The 16,972-nt window shown below is 58.5% G+C and carries 7 protein-coding genes; 6 read left to right on the top strand and 1 reads right to left on the bottom strand.

What is annotated here, in order from left to right:
* Positions 1-40: 40 nt before the first annotated feature.
* The 5 genes from acs to CPJ18_RS26870 all read left to right on the top strand — a co-directional run bounded on the left by acs (position 41) and on the right by CPJ18_RS26870 (position 6,218).
* Positions 41-1,999 carry an acetate--CoA ligase gene (gene acs / locus CPJ18_RS20715; RefSeq protein ID WP_077121597.1) on the top strand — a complete coding sequence of 653 codons (1,959 nt, stop codon included), beginning with the start codon at positions 41-43 and terminating at the stop codon, positions 1,997-1,999.
* Between the two features lie 142 nt (positions 2,000-2,141).
* Positions 2,142-3,032: an NAD(P)-dependent oxidoreductase gene (locus CPJ18_RS20710; protein ID WP_103659952.1), complete on the top strand. Its 891-nt coding sequence runs from the start codon at positions 2,142-2,144 to the stop codon at positions 3,030-3,032.
* 233 nt (positions 3,033-3,265) lie between these two features.
* Positions 3,266-4,699, top strand: coding sequence for an aldehyde dehydrogenase family protein (locus tag CPJ18_RS20705; protein ID WP_103659951.1), 1,434 nt, complete (start codon positions 3,266-3,268; stop codon positions 4,697-4,699).
* A gap of 116 nt (positions 4,700-4,815) precedes the next feature.
* Positions 4,816-5,793: a threonine ammonia-lyase gene (locus CPJ18_RS20700; RefSeq protein ID WP_103659844.1), complete on the top strand. Its 978-nt coding sequence runs from the start codon at positions 4,816-4,818 to the stop codon at positions 5,791-5,793.
* A 281-nt stretch (positions 5,794-6,074) separates the two neighbouring features.
* Entirely contained in the window at positions 6,075-6,218 is a 144-nt protein-coding gene (locus tag CPJ18_RS26870) for a hypothetical protein (RefSeq protein ID WP_167397947.1), read from the top strand.
* A 60-nt stretch (positions 6,219-6,278) separates the two neighbouring features.
* Here CPJ18_RS26870 and CPJ18_RS20695 read toward each other — a convergent pair whose 3' ends face one another.
* Positions 6,279-7,460 carry a M20 aminoacylase family protein gene (locus tag CPJ18_RS20695; RefSeq protein ID WP_167397946.1) on the bottom strand — a complete coding sequence of 394 codons (1,182 nt, stop codon included), beginning with the start codon at positions 7,458-7,460 and terminating at the stop codon, positions 6,279-6,281.
* 572 nt (positions 7,461-8,032) lie between these two features.
* On the opposite strand from CPJ18_RS20695, the gene CPJ18_RS20690 reads away from it, so the two are divergent.
* The gene (locus CPJ18_RS20690; protein ID WP_103659843.1) at positions 8,033-16,525 is read left to right on the top strand and encodes a glycoside hydrolase family 94 protein; all 8,493 of its coding nucleotides are present in this window, start codon (positions 8,033-8,035) and stop codon (positions 16,523-16,525) included.
* The last annotated feature ends 447 nt before the right edge of the window (positions 16,526-16,972 follow it).

Here is a 16,972-nt window from a genome sequence, read left to right as displayed (position 1 = left end):
GGTAATTGCAAAAGACGCGATGCGATCTGAGGAGGAATTCATGTCTGCCAAAATCTATCCGGTTCTGAAATCTGCAAAAAAGACCACGTTGCTCGACAATGACAAATACCTGAAATGGTACGAGCAGAGCGTTGAGGACCCTGAGAAGTTCTGGGGCAAGCATGGCAAGCGGATAGACTGGTTCAAGCCCTATACCAAGGTGAAGAACACGTCGTTTACCGGCAAGGTGCCGATCAAGTGGTTCGAGGACGGGCTAACCAACGTCTCGTACAACTGCATCGACCGTCACCTGAAGACCCATGGCGAACGCACCGCGATCATCTGGGAAGGCGACAATCCCTATATCGACAAGAAGATCACCTATAACCAGCTGTACGATGCGGTGTGTCGCCTGGCCAATGTCATGAAGAAGCACGGCGTCAAGAAGGGCGACCGGGTGACGATCTACATGCCGATGGTACCGGAAGCGACCTATGCGATGCTCGCCTGCGCCCGAATCGGAGCCGTGCATTCGGTGGTGTTCGGCGGCTTTTCTCCGGATGCACTGGCAGGCCGCATCGTCGATTGCGAATCCACCTTCGTCATCACCTGCGATGAGGGCGTGCGTGGCGGCAAGCCGATCCCTTTGAAGGAGAACACCGACAAGGCGATCGACATCGCCGCCAGACAGCATGTGAAGGTGGACAAGGTGCTGGTCGTGCGCCGCACCGGCGGCAAGACCAACTGGGCACCGGGCCGCGATCTCTGGTACCATCAGGAAGTCGCATCCGTTAAACCCCACTGCGAACCGGTGAAGATGAAGGCGGAAGACCCGCTCTTCATTCTCTACACCTCAGGCTCCACCGGCAAACCCAAGGGCGTGCTGCACACGACGGGTGGCTATCTCGTCTATGTGTCGATGACACATGAATATGTGTTCGATTACCATGATGGCGATATCTACTGGTGCACCGCCGATGTCGGCTGGGTGACGGGCCATTCCTATATCGTCTACGGACCACTGGCCAATGGTGCGACGACGCTGATGTTCGAAGGCGTGCCGAACTTTCCCGATCAGGGTCGCTTCTGGGAGGTCATCGACAAGCATCAGGTCAATATCTTCTACACGGCCCCAACGGCCCTGCGCTCGCTGATGGGCGCGGGCGACGAGTTCGTCAAGCGCTCCTCGCGCTCCAGCCTGCGACTGCTCGGCACGGTCGGTGAACCGATCAACCCCGAGGCATGGGAATGGTATTACCATGTGGTGGGTGAGGATAAGAGCCCGATTGTCGATACATGGTGGCAGACGGAAACCGGCGGCATTCTGATCACGCCGCTACCGGGTGCGACCGATCTCAAGCCTGGCTCGGCCACGCGGCCTTTCTTCGGCGTCCAGCCGCAACTGGTCGATGCCGAGGGCAAGGTGCTGGAAGGTGCGGCAGACGGTAATCTCTGCATCGCTGACAGCTGGCCGGGGCAATCGCGCACGGTCTATGGCGATCACAAGCGGTTTATCGAAACCTACTTCTCGACCTACAAGGGCAAATACTTCACCGGCGACGGCTGCCGGCGCGATGAGGATGGCTATTACTGGATTACCGGTCGCGTCGATGACGTCCTCAATGTCTCCGGCCATCGTCTCGGAACAGCCGAGGTCGAATCGGCGCTCGTGTCGCACAATCTCGTCTCGGAAGCTGCTGTCGTCGGTTATCCGCATTCCATCAAGGGACAGGGCATTTATTGCTACGTCACGCTGATGGCCGGGCAAACGGGTGACGACGCGTTGCGCGCAGAACTCGTCAAACATGTCCGCAACGAGATCGGCCCTGTGGCCACGCCCGACAAGATCCAGTTCTCGCCGGGCCTACCGAAGACCCGCTCGGGCAAGATCATGCGCCGCATCCTGCGCAAGATCGCCGAGGATGATTTTGGCGCACTTGGCGATACGTCCACGTTGGCCGATCCGGCCGTGGTGGATGACCTCATCGAAAACAGGCAGAACAAGGCAAAGGCTGCTTAGCTGAACAGGGTAAAACGATCAAAAAACACCCGGTAGACCTCACGGTCACCGGGTGTTTTTGTGACCGCGAACGTTTTGTACCTCGATTGGCCTTTTTGACGTTGCATGAATGTGCACATTGAAGGGACGGGAGGAAACCGACATGGACAATTCAAAAGGCCGCGTAATCGCATTTATTGGCACTGGCCTGATGGGCGGGCCGATGGCGCACAATCTGCTGAAGGCAGGCTTTACCCTGCGCGTCTGGAACCGCAGCATTGAGAAAGCTCAGGCGCTGGTGGCCGATGGTGCGGTGCTGGCCTCGTCTCCAGCGAACGCTGCGAAGGGTGCCGATGTCGTCATCACGATGTTGAGCGATGGCAAGGCGGTAAGCGACTTGCTGTTCGATAGCGGCGTGGCGGAGGTGCTTGAAAAGGGCGCTGTCGTCATCGATAGCAGTTCCATTGCCCCGCCGATTGCACGCGAACATTCCAGCAGGCTGAACGCACTCGGCATCGGGCACATCGATGCGCCGGTATCGGGTGGCGTCGTCGGCGCAAATGCGGGTACGCTGGCTATCATGGCCGGTGGTGATGAGGCGCTGGTCGCAAGCCTTTCGGATGTTTTTGCCGCCATGGGCAGGCTGACCTATGTCGGCCCACCGGGCGCAGGACAATTGTGCAAACTGGCGAACCAACAAATCGTCGCCATCACCATCGGGGCCGTAGCCGAGGCTATGATGCTGGTCGAGGCGGGCGGTGCCTCGCGTGAAGGGTTCCGTAATGCCATTCGCGGTGGCTTTGCCGAAAGCCGAATATTGGAGCTGCACGGCGAACGCATGGTCAAACGCGATTTTGTGCCCGGTGGCCCCTCCAAATTCCAGCTCAAGGATCTGAACGCCGTGCTGGCGACGGCGACAGACCTGTCGCTGGATTTGCCGCTGACGCAGACCATCACAGAGGAATTTGCTGATTTCGTTGGCGATGGCGGTGCGGATATCGACCACAGCGGCATTCTGCTCTATTTGGAAAAGCTGAATAAGCGTGAGCACTAAATCTGCATTTTCAGACCCGCCGAAACACTCTTACCCACACCGTACCATGGAATTATTTGCCAGCACCGTCATATGGCGACTTTCGTCAAGAGATAATATGACATAAGATCCCCGCCAACTTCGTGGCAGCCGCAACCGGGTGCCATGTCATAAATCGATGGCCGAAAGGTCGTTTCATAACGAGCGAGGTGGTGCAGGATACAGGCCGCTTCAGCGTCAAAGGGAGTATGTTCATGACCATCCATCAGAACCTGATCAATGGCGAGTGGATCGGAGCCGACACGTCGGAAAACATCAATCCGTCCGATACCAACGAGGTCGTGGGGCTTTATGCGCAAGCGGGTGCCGAAGAAGCAAAGCAAGCTATTGCTGCCGCCAAGGCAGCCTTTCCGGCTTGGTCTCGGTCCGGCATTCTGGAACGCCACGCAATCCTGAAAAAGACCGCTGACGAAATTCTGGCCCGCAAGGAAGAACTCGGCGCACTTCTGGCCCGCGAAGAAGGCAAGGTTCTGGCTGAAGGCATTGGCGAAACCATCCGCGCCGCGCAAATCTTCGATTTCTTTGCCGGTGAAGCGCTGCGCCTTGCTGGCGAAGTCATTCCGTCGGCCCGCCCGAATATCGGCGTTGAAGTCACCCGCGAGCCGCTCGGCGTCATCGGTATCATCACCCCGTGGAACTTCCCGATTGCCATTCCAGCCTGGAAGATCGCACCCGCGCTCTGCTACGGCAACACCGTCGTCTTCAAGCCTGCCGATCTGGTTCCAGGCTGCTCCTGGGCGATTGTCGATATTCTCCACCGCGCCGGCCTGCCGAAGGGCGTTCTGAACCTTGTTATGGGTCGCGGCTCGGTCGTCGGTCAGGCCATGCTCGACAGCCCGCATCTGTCCGGCATCACCTTTACCGGCTCCACCGGCACCGGCCAGCGCGTGGCGGCGTCCTCGCTGCCATTCAACCGTAAATTCCAGCTGGAAATGGGCGGCAAGAACCCCTTCGTGGTTCTCGATGATGCCGACTTGGGCGTTGCAGTGGAAGCAGCTGCAAACTCCGGTTTCTACTCCACCGGACAGCGCTGCACGGCGTCTTCGCGCATCATCGTAACCGAAGGCATTCACGACAAGTTCGTTGCTGCCATGACCGAGCGTCTGGCCAAGATCAATGTCGGCCACGCCATGGACAAGGAAACCCATGTCGGCCCGGTTGTTGATGAAAAGCAGCTGAAGCAGGACACTGACTATATCGAGATCGGCAAAAAAGAAGGCGCAAAACTTGCCTTCGGCGGCGAACTCGTCAAACGCGAAACACCCGGCTTCTATCTTCAGCCGACGCTGTTTACCGAAGCCACCAACAGCATGCGCATTTCGCAAGAGGAAATCTTCGGACCTGTCGCAGCCGTCATCCGCGTGAAGGATTATGACGAGGCGCTGGCCGTTGCCAATGATACGCCATTCGGCCTGTCTTCCGGCATCGCCACCACCAGCCTCAAGCATGCGACCCACTTCAAGCGCAATGCGGAAGCGGGCATGGTCATGGTCAACCTGCCGACCGCCGGCGTGGACTTCCACGTTCCCTTCGGCGGCCGCAAGGCATCGTCCTTTGGCCCGCGTGAGCAGGGCAAATATGCGAGCGAATTCTTCACCACAGTGAAAACGGCCTATACGCTGGCCTGACATCGGTATCTGACAAAACGATCCCCGGCACTGTCCGGGGATTTTTTTTGCCTCTTTTCCATCAGCGATTTCTGCCTATGGTGTGAGCGCAAATCACGAAGCGAGACAGGGACAGCATGACAGATATTTCGATGATCGAGGCGGCACGCCAGCGTATTGGGTCCGAGGCGGTCCGCACGCCTTTGCTGTCATCCCCCTTTCTGGACGAGATTGCCGGACGCAGGATTCTGGTGAAAGCGGAATGCCTGCAACGCACCGGTTCTTTTAAATTTCGTGGCGGCTGGTCTGCCGTGTCAGGCATCGCACCGGATGTGCGCCAGCGCGGCGTCATCGCCTTTTCCTCGGGTAACCACGCGCAGGGCGTGGCGCTGGCCGCGGCATTGCACGGCGTGCCCGCCGTCATCATCATGCCGCTGGATGCGCCGAAGATAAAAATCGACAACACCAAGGCATACGGGGCCGAGGTCGTCCTGTTCGACCGCTCGAAAGACGACCGCGACGCCATCGGCGCGAAGCTTTCGCAGGAGCGCGGCCTGACGCTGATCAAGCCCTTCGATGAACCCCTGGTCATTGCCGGTCAGGGCACGGTCGGCCTCGAAATTGCAGAACAGGGTCAGGAACTGGGCATCGACCAGGCCGAGGTTCTGGTTCCCTGCGGCGGTGGCGGCCTGACATCGGGCATTGCGCTGGCGCTGGAAGCCAAGGCACCGAATTACACGGTGCGGACCTGCGAGCCGGAAAAATTCGATGACGTCGCTCGCTCTTTGGCATCGGGCAAGATCGAGCGCAATGATGCACTGTCCGGCTCGGTCTGCGATGCGATCATCACCCCGCAGCCCGGCAACATTACCTTTCCGATCATGGCCAGCCATTGCGGCACCGGTATCGCGGTGACCGAAGATGAGGCGCTGCGCGCCATGGTACTGGCATTTCTGCGATTGAAGGTGGTGGTCGAGCCCGGCGGTGCGGTGGCTCTGGCGGCGGCCTTGTTTCACGGCGCAGAGTTGCAAACGGAAACCGTCATCGCGGTCGCGTCGGGCGGTAATGTCGACCCTGACGTCATGGCATCGGCGTTGTCCCGCTTCACCAATTAGGCGCGGCGGAACGCGCTCTTCTACCCGTCGATACAATCATCGTATCGCCCCGAAAGGTCCTATCCGTTAATTTTGTGTTGAACCGGAAGGGTCGTTGCGCGTTGAACGTTAACAAATCGGAAGATCGGTGCCTGTTGGGAGGCAAGTGGCGATCAGTATTTTCTCCGATTGTGGCAACTTATGGAAAATCCTCTCTACAGAATTACTGGAAAATGGCGATACTCTAGAACTTACAGTCAAACAGCCGGTCAAACGGTGAAGGGTCAACAAGGGAGGGTTCGATGTCTTATTCCAAAGCCGGAAAAATCAGAGATTTTGCACCACAGGCCGCGACGCCAAAGAATTGGCAGGCAACGCTTCACACGGCAATGGTTGCTTTGTGCTTTGCCTTCGTCGGAGCGGTGATTTTCGGTCTGGTGCCCTGACATATACGAGATTCATAGTCTAAAAGGCCGGTCATCGATCGGCCTTTTTTCGTTGAAGAGTTATCCCAACTTCAAATAATCTTCCGCAAGTTCCACCCAGAACGCCGTACCGATGGGCAAAATCTCATCGTTGAAATCGAATTTCGGGTGATGCAGCGACGGGTCGTTTTCCGTGCGCTGGGTGCCGAGGAAGAAATAGGCTCCAGGGCGCTCTTCCAGCATATAGGCAAAATCTTCAGCACCCATCGTCGGTCGCGGCATTTCGATAACTTTGTCCGCCCCCGCAAAGCGCGTCGCCAGACCCACAATGTAGTCCGTTTCCGCCTTGTGATTGACGGTCGGGTTATAGCCGCGCTGGTAATCCAGCGTCACGTTCATCCCATAGCTCGCCGCCTGCCCCTGCGCGATCTGGCAAATACACTTTTCCAGCTCGTCTCTGGCGTCCGCATCGAACGAACGGATCGTCAGCAGCATTTCCGCCGTCTCAGGAATAACATTGCTCGCCACACCCGCATGAAACGCACCCACCGTCACCACAGTCGGCGTCAGGGGGTGTATGTTGCGTGACACGATGGTCTGCAGCGCCATGATGATGCTGGCACCTGCGACGATTGGGTCGAGCGTGGTTTGCGGCTCCGCGCCATGCCCGCCATGACCGTTGATGGTGATCTTGCACTCATCCACCGCCGCCATGATCGGCCCGTCGCGCAGCACGAAATGGCCGAAGGGTAGGTTGGGTTCGTTATGAAGCGCAAACACGGCATCGCAGGGAAATCGTTCGAACAGCCCGTCCTCAATCATGATGCGCGCGCCGCCGAAGTTTTCCTCCGCCGGCTGGAAAATCAGGTGAACCGTGCCGTCAAAATTGCGACGTTCAGCGATGATCTTAGCCGCTCCCAGCAACATTGCGGTATGCCCGTCATGGCCGCAGGCGTGCATGACGCCCGGGTTTTCGCTGGCATATTCCGCGCCGGTTTCCTCGTGAATGGGCAAGGCATCGATATCGGCGCGGATGCCAATGGATCGGTTGCTGTTGCCATTGCGCAAAGTCGCAACCACACCCGTGCCGGCCAGACCACGCGTGACCTCGTAACCCATCGCCTCCAGTTGAGCTGCGACGAAATCCGATGTCTTGAACTCTGAAAGTCCAATTTCCGGGTTGCGATGAAGATGATGCCTGATCGCCACGACATCCGGCATATGATTGGCAAATGCAGCGGTGTTTTTGGGCTCAATCGTCATTTTTAAAGTCCGGCATGTTTGCGTCTGTTAAGCGTTTTTACGTGGCTTTCGTTTAGCAGCATAACCGGACTTTGATAAGAGTAGGCGTGAGACACAAGTGCCAGCATCCACCACCTTCCATTCAGCGCTTGCGCGCGGGCAAAACAGGTGGCATGGAACTGAAAGCGCCTTTAATCATTCCCTCAGTCGGGTGACACTGCGCCTTCATGGAAGGCCTATGTTACCAACGGGTTCGATGAGAAAATGGGGGACGGGTGCAGCATGACGTGTTTTCGCTTTGGGGGAGCGTACAAGATGTTTCACGAACCGCATGGCGCGAGACCGCGCTTTACCTGCCTTTTCCCATCAAATAGTCGAAAGTCTTGAGGCGCGAAGCCATTTGCCCCGCATTGCAGGGCCGCGTACAACGGATTTCAGGGGGAGCCATCGTTCGCTGGTTTGCGATGGTTCAGCAAAGGTTCAGGATCAGCACGAAATAAAGCTGCCACAGTTGTTTCAATTTCCTAACGCAATCTGAAACAAGTTCCGGTTACACGAGACCAGACCCTTAGCAGAGTGCAGAATACGAGCCGATGTCATTTCATATTACGCCGACCGCCGCCGCCCGTGATTCAGAAACAAAGCAGATCGATCATAATGATTCGATCCGCTCCGTTTACTTCACCATCGAGGAATTGAGGGATTGTGGAGCCGAACTCTCCAAATCCGGAGCCGATGGCCTGCCGGGTTTTATGGAGTTCGATTTCTTCGCGAGACATCGTGAAAACGAAAAAGAAATTCTCCGCGTTTACCGCACGACGGCGGTGGATGCTGAAAACGGTCAGAACATCACGCCTGCCGCCGAATGGCTGCTCGACAATCACTATGTGATCGAAGAGGCCATCCAGGAAGTGCGTCGCGACTTCCCGCGCAAATTCTATCGTCAGTTGCCGACTGTGAAGATCGGCAACATCGAAATCCCCCGCGTCATGGCACTCGCATGGATTTACGTTGCGCACACGCACAGCACGATCTCCCGCGAAAGCATGACGGCTCTGGTCGAGGGCTATCAGACGTCGAAGACGTTGCAGATCGGCGAACTCTGGGCTCTGCCGTCGATCCTGCGTTTCGTCCTCATCGAAAATCTGCGCCGTATTTCCATCCGCGTCGAACGCTCCCGCCGCATGCGTCAGCGCGCAAACGAGGTGGTCGATGAAATCATCCGCCTCAACGATGCCGAGGCGTCCGCAGGTCTTCTCAAGCAGATTGACGATCTAGTCGCCGACCCAACCTTTTCCACGCAGTTCCTGTATCGCCTCAGAAACGGCTCGCAGACCTCCGGTTTCGCGCTGAACTGGCTGGAAGAGCGCCTTCACAAATCGGGAACCGACGCCGAAAACATCATGATGGCGGAACATAACCGCCTTGCCTCCGGCAATGTCACGATGGGTAACATCGTCAAGAGCCTGCGCGAAATCGATGACACCGAATGGTCGGTCTGGTTCGAGGAAGTCAGCCATATCGACAAGGTTCTGCGCGAGCAGACGGATTACGACACGCTCGATTTCGGATCGCGCAACACCTACCGCAACACGATCGAACTTCTAGCGCGCCGTTCGCCCAAGACGGAAATCGAAGTGGCCCAGGTTGCCGTGGATATGGTGACCGAAACCGCCAATTCCAGCGAAATCCATCCGCATGCGCCGAATGTCGGCAGCTTCCTGATCGGTGAACGTCGCCAGGAACTGGAAGACCGGATCGGCTATTCGCCGCTCTTCTCGCAGCGCGTCGTGCGCTTCATGCGCAAGTTCAACTGGCTTTCTATCGCAGTCCCGGTCATGGCGTTCACCGCGCTGGCTATGGCAGTTGTCGGCTGGTTCCTGGCCGAAGCTGGCATGCCGTGGTACGTCGTCACCGCATTCCTGCTGATGTTTGCTCTGCCCGCATCGGAAGGCGCGACGGGTCTCTTCAACACGCTCGTGACGTTCTTCGTCAAGCCGTTCCGTTTGGTCGGTTACGAGTTCAAGGAAGGTATTCCGCAGGACGCCTGCACGCTCCTGGCCGTCCCCTGCATGTTGACCAGCCGCGATAGCGTTGACGAAATGGTCCGCAACATAGAAGTGCATTATCTCGCCAATCCACACGGCGAGATTTATTTCGCGTTGATCAGTGACTGGCGCGACGCCGCCTTTGAGCAATCTGCGGAAGACATCGAAATCCTCGAATATGCCAAGCGTGAAGTCGCAGAACTCAGCGCCCGTTATGCCTTTGATGGCAAGACGCGGTTCTACCTGCTGCACCGCCGCCGCCTGTTCAACCCGGCTGAAGGAAGCTGGATGGGCTGGGAACGCAAGCGCGGCAAGCTGCATGAATTGAACATGCTGCTGCGCGGCGACAAGGACACGACCTTCCTCAACGGTGCCAATATGGTGCCTGCGAACGTCAAATATGTCATGACGCTGGACGCCGACACCCGCCTGATGCGCGATGCCGTCACCAAGCTCGTCGGCAAGATGCACCACCCGATGAACCGCCCGGTTCACGATCCCGTCACGGGCCGCGTCATCCATGGTTATGGCCTGCTTCAGCCACGCGTAACGCCGTCGCTGACCACGGGTAAGGACGCCTCGGTCTTCCAGCGCGTCTTCTCCATCAACCGCGGTATCGACCCTTACGTCTTCACCGTATCCGACGTTTATCAGGACCTGACCTCCGAAGGCACCTTCACCGGCAAGGGACTTTATGATGTCGACGCCTTCGAAACCGCACTCAAAGGCCGTATCGATGAAAACGCCGTTCTGTCCCACGACCTTCTCGAAGGCTCGTTCGCCCGCTGCGCATTGGTCACCGACGTAGAACTGGTGGAAGACTTCCCGACCCGTTACGAAGTCGAAGTCTCGCGTCAGCATCGCTGGGCGCGTGGCGACTGGCAGCTCCTGCCTTACATCATGGATGCCAAGCGCGGCGTGACTGCCATCGGTCGCTGGAAGATGGTCGATAACCTGCGCCGCTCGCTGACGCCGATTGCCTGGTTTGCCGCCTCGGTTCTCGGATGGTATTTCATGGGCCCGCTCGGCGCGCTGATCTGGCAGATTTTGCTGATCTTCTCGCTGTTCGTCGCACCCACCATTTCCCTGCTATCCGGCATCGTGCCGCGCTCCACCGATATCGTGCCACAGGCGCATTTCCACACGCTGTGGGCTGAAATCCGCGCAACGAATGCACAGGTTGCCCTGCGTATCGTTTTCATCGCCGATAGTGCCTGCATGATGGCCGATGCCATCGGCCGCTCGCTCTACCGCCTGTTCGTCAGCGGCAAGCTGATGCTCGAATGGCGCACGGCCGCCAGCATCCAGTCCAGCGCACAGGGAAGCATTTTCGACTATTACCGTCAGATGTGGCATGCCCCGGTTGCTGCATTGCTGGGCCTCGCGCTCGCCTCTCTTCCCGGCGACAACGCCTTCCTGGTCGGCCTCCCCTTCGCGCTTCTGTGGATTCTGTCCCCTGCCGTCGCATGGTTCGTCAGCCAGTCCGCCGAAACCGAAGATCGCCTGTTCGTCTCCGAACATGTGTCCAGCGAACTGCGCAAGATCGCACGCCGCACATGGCGCTACTACGAAGCTTTCGTGAACGCGAAAGAGAACTATCTGCCGCCTGATAACTATCAGGAAACGCCAGAGCCCGTCGTTGCCAGCCGCACCTCACCGACCAACATCGGTGTCTATCTTCTGTCGGTCATTTCGGCGCGCCAGTTCGGCTGGATCAGCTTCTCCGAAACCGTTGAGCGGATGGAAAAAACCATCGAGACGGTCGAGAAGATGGAGAAATACCGCGGCCATCTCTACAACTGGTATCATACCGATACCCTTCAGACGCTGGGTCCACGTTATGTTTCCGCTGTCGATAGCGGCAACCTCGCCGGTCACCTGATCGCCATCTCGTCTGCCTGCCGCCAATGGGCGGAAGCTCCGTCGGCTCACCTCCAGGGTAACCTCGATGGCATCGGCGATGTCGCGGGTATCCTGCGCGAAACCCTGAAAGAGCTGCCGGATGATCGCAAGAACCTGCGTCCCCTGCACCGCCGTCTGGAAGAACGCATCATCGGCTTCTCCAACGCTCTTGCTTCGGTCAAGCGCGAGCACGAATTCGCATCCATCCGCGTTATCAACCTCGCCGTTCTGGCGCGGGATATTCAGAAGCTCGCATCCAACCTCAACCTCGAGGTCAAATCCGAACAGAGCGCGGAAGTTACCCGTTGGGCTCAGTCGCTGGTCGATTGCTGCGAAGCGCATATTTCCGATAGCGCCTTTGATCTCTCCACCATCGATCCGCTGCGTGATCGTCTGAACTCGCTTCGCGATCGCAGCCGCAACCTCGCCTTCTCGATGGACTTCGCGTTCCTGTACCGCAAGGATCGTCGCCTTCTGTCCATCGGCTACCGCGTGGATAGCCAGGAACTGGACGAGGCCTGCTACGACCTTCTGGCGTCTGAATGCCGTCTGACCAGCCTGTTTGCCATCGCCAAGGGCGATCTGCCGACAGAACACTGGTATCGTCTCGGTCGTCAGGTCGTGCCGATCGGTGCACAGGGCGCACTGGTCTCCTGGTCCGGCTCGATGTTCGAATATCTGATGCCTCCGCTGGTCATGCAGGAGCGCCACGGCGGTATTCTCAACCAGACCAACAATCTGATCGTCAAGGAACAGATCAGCCATGGCCGTCGCCTCGGCACGCCTTGGGGTATTTCCGAAGCGGCCTTCAATGCCCGCGATCACAACATGAACTACCAGTACACCAACTTCGGCGTACCCACCTTGGGCTTGAAGCGTGGCCTTGGCCAGAACGCGGTTATCGCGCCTTATGCTTCGATCCTTGCGTCGCAATACGACCCGGACGCGGCTCTAGAGAACCTCGACAAGCTGCGTAAGCTGGGCGCTCTGGGCCAATACGGTTTCCACGATGCTGTTGACTTCACGCCGACCCGCGTGCCGGATGGCAAGGTCTGCGCCATCGTCTACAACTACTATGCCCACCACCATGGCATGTCGATTGCGGCTGTTGCCAACGTTGTCATGGACGGCGTATTGCGTGAACTCTTCCACGCCGATCCGGTGATCGAAGCAGCTGAACTGCTGCTTCAGGAAAAGGCACCACGCGAAGTGCCGGTCATGAGTGCCAAATACGAGCCGGAAACACCCGGCAAGGAACAGGCAGATCTTCTGCGTGCAGAAGTTCGCACCATCAACGATCCTGCCGTGCGCGACCGTGAAGTCGTGTTCCTGTCGAACGGTCACTATTCGACCATGCTGACGGCAACGGGTGCCGGTTATTCCAAGTGGAATGGTCAGGCAATCTCGCGCTGGAAGGCTGATCCGACCGAAGATCGCTGGGGTACCTTCCTGTTCCTGCGCGATACGACATCTGGACAGTGGTGGAGTGCAACGGCCGAACCACGGGTTGCCGAAGGCGAAAAGACCAAGACTGTCTTCTCGGACGACAAGGTCGAGTTCCACAAAACCGTGGGCGATCTGCAAAGCGTAGTCGAATGCATCGTTGCCACAGAGCATGATGCCGAAGGCCGTCGCGTGACGCTCCTCAATGTCGGCTCTGAAGACCGTTACATTGAAGTCACCTCCTACATGGAGCCCGTCATCGCCAATGAGGATGACGACAACGCCCACCCTCTCTTCTCGCGCATGTTCGTACAGACCGAGATCGGCAAACGTGGCGATGTTATCCGCGCATGGCGCAACAAGCGTAGCCCGAGCGAGCCCGGCACAGTCATCGCGCATCTCGCCGCCGACAATGCCGGCCCGACGCGCCCCACCGAATATGAAACGGACCGCGCCAAGTTCATCGGTCGTGGACGCTCGCTGGGCGAAGCTGCGGCTTTCGATGCCGCCGCCACGCTCTCCAACACCGATGGATTTACGCTCGATCCTATCCTGTCTTTGCGCCGTGTCGTGCGCGTACCGGCAGGCAAGAAGGTCAGCGTCATCTTCTGGACAATTGCCGCACCCAACCGCGAAGACGTGGACAAGGCGATTGATCGCTACCGCCACCCGGATGCCTTCGCGCATGAGCTGGTGCATGCGTGGACCCGCACACAGGTGCAGATGCGCCATGTGGGCGTGACCTCGCAGCAGGCGGCTGCGTTCCAGCATCTGGCCCGTTACCTCGTCTATCCCGACATGCATCTGCGCGCGGATGCCGATACGCTGAAGACCGGCCTTGGCTCCCAGCGCTCGCTATGGCCGCTGGCAATTTCCGGGGATTTCCCGATCTTCAGCCTGCGTATCAATGACGACATGGACATGGATATCGCCAAGGAAGCCCTGAGTGCGCATGAATATCTGCGCGCCCGTGGCGTCATCTTCGATCTCGTCATCGTCAATGAACGCGCTGCCTCCTACGCTCAGGATATGCAGCACGCTCTGGACTTCATCTCCGAGGCGCAGCGCCGCATCAACCCGGCAGATGGCGGCAGACAGCATGTGTTTTCTGTCCGTCGTGATTTGATCGATGAGGAAACATGGTCGGCGTTGCTGGCAGCGTCGCGTGTCGTTCTTCACGTCCGCAATGGCAAGATCGTGGATCAGGTCAACCGCGCCGTGTCTCTATTTGCCGCCCACCGTGGGCCTGATGGCAGCGACACAGCGCAGGCCCGCCTGCCCGCGCCAACGTTCCCGCATGCAGAGCCGGTCGAAGATGCTCATGATCTGGATTTCTGGAACGGCTTTGGCGGCTTCACCAAGGCTGGTGACGAATATGTCGTGCGCCTCCACGGTGGCCAGTCGACGCCGCATCCCTGGATCAACGTCATCTCCAACGAGAATTTCGGCTTCCACGTTTCCGCTGAAGGTGCTGCGTTCACATGGAGCCGCAACTCGCGTGACTATCAGCTGACCCCATGGAGCAACGACCCCGTCGTCAACCGTCCGGGCGAAGCCATCTATGTCGCAGACGTCGATAGCGGCAAGATACACTCCCCATTCGCTGCACTGTCTCGCAACCCGGAAGCGGTTTTCGAAACCCGTCATGGCCTCGGCTATTCCGTGTTCAGAAGCGTCGAAGACGGTCTCGATATCGAAGTCACGCAGACGGTCGATCGTGAAAAGCCGGTCAAGCTTGCGCGCCTCACGGTTCGCAACGTCGGCACACAAAACCGCCGTCTGAAGACCTATGGTTACGTCGAATGGGTTCTGGGCAACAACACCCAGAAGTCTGCACCGTTCATTCTCAGCTCTCATGATGAGGAAAGCGGCGCGCTGTTTGCGTCCAACCCATACAGCATCGACTATAATGCCCGCACCGCCTTCCTTGCTCTGGAAGGTCCAGCCAGCAGCTTTACCACCAGCAAGCGCGAATTTATCGGCCGCTATGGCTCGATCCATGCTCCGCAGGCCGTGTTGTCGGGTGTTGCGCTTTCCGGCAGCGTGGAACTGGACGGCGCGCCTTGCGCCGCCGTCATGCAGGAAATCCACCTGAAGCCGGGCGAAGAACGGCACCTGTTGTTCTATGTCGGTGATGCCGATACTGCCGAAGAAGCACGCGCATTGGTAAAGGATATTCGCCAGTCCGACTTTGATGCGGTGCTGGATGCCAACAAGCAATTCTGGAGCGGCTTCACCGGCCAGCTGCAGGTGTCCACGCCGGATGCAGGCTTCAACCACATGGTCAACAGCTGGTTGCCTTACCAGGCACTGGCCTGCCGCATCATGGCCCGCACGGCTTTCTACCAGTCCAGCGGTGCCTTCGGCTTCCGTGACCAGCTGCAGGATACGTTGGCATTCCTGCTCTATCAACCGGATCTCGCCCGCGAGCAGATCCTGCGCGCTGCCGGTCGACAGTTCCCCGAAGGTGACGTCCAACACTGGTGGTTGCCACTGACGGGTGCCGGTGTCCGCACGACCATCTCCGATGACGTCGTCTGGCTGGCCTATGCCACGCATCAGTACATCGTCGCCACCGGCGACAAAGCCATCCTAGAGGAAAGCATTCCGTTCCTCAAAGGCCAGGCATTGACGCCAGGCCAGCACGACGCCTTCTTCCAGCCGGAGACGACGGACAACGCCGTCAGCCTCTATGAACACGCAGCACTGGCGCTCGATCTGGCCATTCATCGCACCGGGGAAAACGGCTTGCCGCTGATCCTCGGCGGTGACTGGAACGACGGCATGAACCGGGTCGGCGTTGCTGGCAAAGGCACCAGCGTCTGGCTCGGCTGGTTCCTGTCCGGCACCCTTCGCGATTTCATCGAGATTGCCGAAGAGCGCCGCGATCTGGACCGTGTCGAAAAGTGGAAAACGCATCGCGATAAACTACGGGCAGCGCTGGAAACCGCTGGCTGGGACGGTGACTACTACCGTCGCGGTTACTTCGACGACGGCACCCCGCTCGGCTCCATCACCAGCGAGGAATGCCGCATTGATTCGCTCGGCCAGAGCTGGAGTGTTTTGTCAGGCGAAGGCGAAGAGCAGCGTTCGGGCCAAGCCATGGACGCGGTGATGAAGGAACTCGTTGATGAGGAAACGGGCATCATCCGTCTCTTCACGCCCCCCTTCAAGCGTTCTCCGCAGGATCCCGGTTACATCAAGGGCTATCCACCGGGTGTCCGTGAAAATGGTGGCCAGTACACACACGCCGCCACCTGGGTTGTTCTGGCACTGGCTAAATTGGGCCGCAACGAGGATGCATGGAAATGCTTCTCGATGCTCAACCCTGTCAACCACGCGCTCGACCGCTCGTCTTCGGAAACCTACCGTGTCGAACCCTATGTGGTGACGGCGGATGTCTATGGTGAAGGTGCCTATGCAGGCCGTGGTGGCTGGAGCTGGTATACAGGTTCTGCCGGCTGGCTCTACCGCGCCGCCGTCGAAGGCATTCTCGGCATAACCCGCGTCAACGGCACGCTGCACATTGCACCGTCCTTGCCGGAAGCATGGGATACCTTCTCTGCCAAGATCACGCTCGAAGGCAAGGTCCGCGAAGTCGCTGTCAAGCGTACCGCAGGCTCGCCGGATATCGAGGTCTCCGTGGATGGCAAGCCTGTCACGGGCAAGGACAGAGCAATCCCGTTCGATTAAGGATTTGGGGCTTCGGCCCCCGACTGCTCAGCAAAAAGCCACGGCCCCAAACGGTGCCGTGGCTTTTATGTTTGGTAAGCTTTGTCTGAATGCGACATAGATCGCCAGTGACGGTGGCTCGTGACCTGAAGCCACACACTCCACCTCATGCTGAGGTGGGAGCGAAGCGACCCTCGAAGCATCCGCCGCGCACTCTGTCCCAAGCCCGCACCCCTCGCCCTTCGAGGCCCCTGCGGGGCACCTCTCCTTCGACAAGCTCAGGATGATGGATGAGGTTGCTGCCGCCGTGCCTTTTACATCAGCTTTAAAACCTTGCTAGGAGTGGGGGCTATACTTCGTGGAGCGGCATACTCCACCCTCATGCTGAGGTGGCGCGCAGCGCCCTCGAAGCATCCTTTGGTTGGCGCAACACGTTACCCTCGGCCCGCAACCCTCGTCCTTCGAGGC

It is taken from the genome of Agrobacterium rosae (genome assembly GCF_002915175.1).
Classification (GTDB): Bacteria; Pseudomonadota; Alphaproteobacteria; order Rhizobiales; family Rhizobiaceae; genus Agrobacterium; species Agrobacterium rosae.
The sequence above is the reverse complement of the archived record's forward strand: the minus strand, read 5'-3'. Positions and strand labels throughout refer to the sequence as shown.